General features: G+C 68.5%; 3 protein-coding genes. 2 read left to right on the plus strand and 1 reads right to left on the minus strand.

The window, feature by feature from the left end; translation table 11 throughout:
* The coding region (locus VMJ11_RS31145; protein ID WP_325624769.1) for an N-acetylmuramoyl-L-alanine amidase at positions 1-1,060 on the plus strand (1,060 nt) is incomplete at its 5' end.
* Positions 1,061-1,245: 185 nt separating this feature from the next.
* Here the strand turns inward: VMJ11_RS31145 and VMJ11_RS31150 are convergent.
* Positions 1,246-2,148, minus strand: coding sequence for an EamA family transporter (locus VMJ11_RS31150; protein WP_325624770.1), 903 nt, complete (start codon positions 2,146-2,148; stop codon positions 1,246-1,248).
* 200 nt (positions 2,149-2,348) lie between these two features.
* Here VMJ11_RS31150 and VMJ11_RS31155 point away from each other — a divergent pair.
* Positions 2,349-3,083 (plus strand): pirin family protein (locus tag VMJ11_RS31155; RefSeq protein WP_325624771.1); only part of this gene is annotated, 735 nt, incomplete at its 3' end.

Consider the following 3,083-nt stretch of genomic DNA (forward strand, 5'->3'; position numbering starts at 1 on the left):
GCAGCAGCAGCTCGACGCGCGCGAGGCGATGCGCAACAGCGCGCCGCCCTCCACGCCCTCCACACTTGCCGGGCCCAATTCGGGTCCCGCCGCGCCGCCCTCGCGCGACAACAGCGACGCGTTCTTCGAGCGCTATGCGCAAAACGACGCGAGCCCTTCGTCGGCGGCGCCGCGCCCCACGCTGCCGGTGCCTCCGGCCGTGATCGCGCAGCGCCCGAACAAGCCTGCCGCGCCGAAGCCGCAGCCGCAACCGCAGCCGCCCGTCGTCGCCCAACGCAACGACGACGACAACACAGGCGGCGACGACAACTACGGCTTCGTCGCGCCGAAATCCGGCAAGGGCGGCACCACGCGCCTCTTGACCGTCGCGATCGATCCGGGCCACGGCGGCGAAGATCCGGGTGCGATCGGGAGTGCCGGCACGTACGAGAAGCATGTCGCGCTCGACATCGCGAAGAAGCTGCGCGCGAAGATCGACTCGCAGCCCAACATGCGCGCGATGATGACACGCGACGCCGACTTCTTCGTGCCGCTGAACGTGCGCGTGCAGAAGGCGCGCCGCGTGGGCGCGGACCTCTTCGTCTCGATTCACGCCGACGCGTTCACGACGCCGGCGGCGCGCGGCTCGTCGGTGTTCGCGCTCTCGGAGCACGGCGCGTCGAGCGCCGCGGCGCGCTGGATGGCGAACAAGGAGAACTCGTCGGACCAGATCGGCGGCATCAGCGTGCAGACGGCCGACGCCGCCGTGAACCGCGCGCTCTTCGACATGTCGACCACCGCGCAGATCCGCGATTCGCTGCGCTACGGCAGCTTCGTGCTCAACGAGGTCGGCGAGATCAACAAGCTGCACAAGGGCTCGGTTGAGCAGGCGGGCTTCGCCGTGCTCAAGGCACCCGACATTCCGTCGATCCTCGTGGAAACGGCCTTCATCAGCAATCCCGAGGAAGAGACGAAGCTCAACGACGACGCCTATCGCGACAAGATGGCCAATGCGATCCTGAAGGGCATCAAGCGCTATTTCGCGGCGAACCCGCCGCTCGCGAAGAGCCGCATGACCTGAGGCCATAAGTGGCTCTGGTGGCCTTCGGGGGCCTTGGTGGCTTCGGTGGCTTCGCGAAGGGCTTTTGGTGGCCTCGGTGGCTCCGCGAAGGCCTTCCTGGCTTAGGGCGCTTCGTCCACGCCCGCGAGTTCAGTCACGCCGCGCACGCCTTCGGGCTGCGCGGCGTTTTTCATTCGAGTGCGAAGTTACGAGCGCGCCGCGCCAAGGCGCTGCCTGAGCCAGCCGCCGAACACGTTGACGGCGAGGCCGCCCATTACGAGCACGGCGCCGCCGATTTCGGCGGCCGTCAGGCGCTCGCCAAGCAGCAGCGACGCCGACGCAAGGCCGACGATGGGCACGAGCAGCGAGAACGGCGCGACCTGGCTTGCGGGATAGTTCGAGAGCAGGCGGCTCCAGAGGCTGTAGCCGAGCAGCGTCGCGACGAACGCGAGATAGACGATCGCGCCCACCGAGGACATGCCGAGCGTCGAGAGCGCGTGCCCGATGCGCTGCGGACCTTCCAGCCAGTACGAGAGCGCGAGGAACGGCAGCGGCGGCACGAGGCTCGCCCACACCACGAGGCCGACGAGATCCACCTTGCCCACCTTCTTCGTGACGATGTTGCCGAGCGCCCACATGCTGGCCGCGCACAGCGTGAGCACGAAACCGGCGACGGTCATGCCACCGCCTGCCGCCCCGCCTGCCATCGATTCCACGCCGATGAGCGCGAGACCGCCCGCGGCGATCAGAAGCCCGATCACGTTCTGCGCGTGAAAGCGCTCGTTGAGCAAGAGCGCCGCGAAGCCGAGTGTGAAGAACGCCTGGGCCTGCAGCACCACGGAGGCGAGACCCGCGGGCATGCCCACGTACATTGCGGTGAAGAGGAACGCGAACTGTCCGAGCGAGATCGTGGCGCCATAGGCGAGAAGCCAGAAGAGCGGCATCCGCGGGCGCTTCACGAACAACACCGCCGGAAAGGCCGCCAGCGTGAAGCGCAGCGCGCCGAGCAGGAGCGGCGGCACGCCGTGCAGCCCCACCTTGATCACCACGAAATTCACGCCCCACGCCAGCACCACCACCAGCGCGAGCAGCAAATCCTTCGGTGTCATCCCCTGCTCCTGTTCTTTTCGTCGAACCGTGGATCTTACCGCCCTCGCGCGGCTTCGCGCCGCCTCGCGCCGGGCGGCCCATGCAGTGGGCGCACGCCATGTGCCCGGCGTTAGAATGGGCGCCTGCCTTGCGCGCGGCTCGCCCGCGCGCCGGTTTCACCGCCCACAACCGTGCCGGGCGGCTCATCAAGGAAGCGTCCATGTCCTCATCGATCAAAGCGGTTCTGAAGCCTCATCAACGCGACATCGGCAATCTGTATGTGCGCCGCGTGCTGCCCGCGCTCGCGGCGCGCCTCGTCGGCCCGTTCATCTTTTTCGACCACATGGGCCCCGCCACGCTCTCGCCGGGCTCGGGCGTGGACGTGCGCCCGCACCCGCACATCGGCCTCGCCACTGTCACGTACCTCTTCGACGGCGCGCTCATGCATCGCGACAGCATCGGCTCGAAGCAGAAGATCGTGCCCGGCGACGTGAACTGGATGACGGCCGGGCGCGGCATCGTCCACTCGGAGCGCACGCCCGACGAAGACCGGGCCACGGGCCTCACGATGCACGGCATCCAGACCTGGGTCGCGCTGCCGCTCGAGCACGAGGACACCGAACCATCGTTCTTCCATCACACCGCCGCGACGCTGCCGCAGATCGAGCGCAACGGCGTCACGATGCGCGTGATCGCGGGCACGGCGTTCGGCGCGACCTCGCCGGTCGAGACCTTTTCGGGCACGCTCTACGTGGCCGCCGATTTCGCGCCCGCCAGCGCCATCGCGCTCGAGCCCGAGCACGAGGAACGCGGCGTCTATCTCGTGGAAGGCGACCTCGCGATCGACGGCACGCCGCTCGAGCAGCACACGATGGCCGTGCTGGTCCCCGACGAAACCGTCACGCTGTCGAGCACGAACGGCGCACGCGTGATGCTGCTCGGCGGCGAGAAGCTC

The sequence above is a fragment of the Paraburkholderia sp. genome (genome assembly GCF_035501035.1).
Classification (GTDB): Bacteria; Pseudomonadota; Gammaproteobacteria; order Burkholderiales; family Burkholderiaceae; genus Paraburkholderia.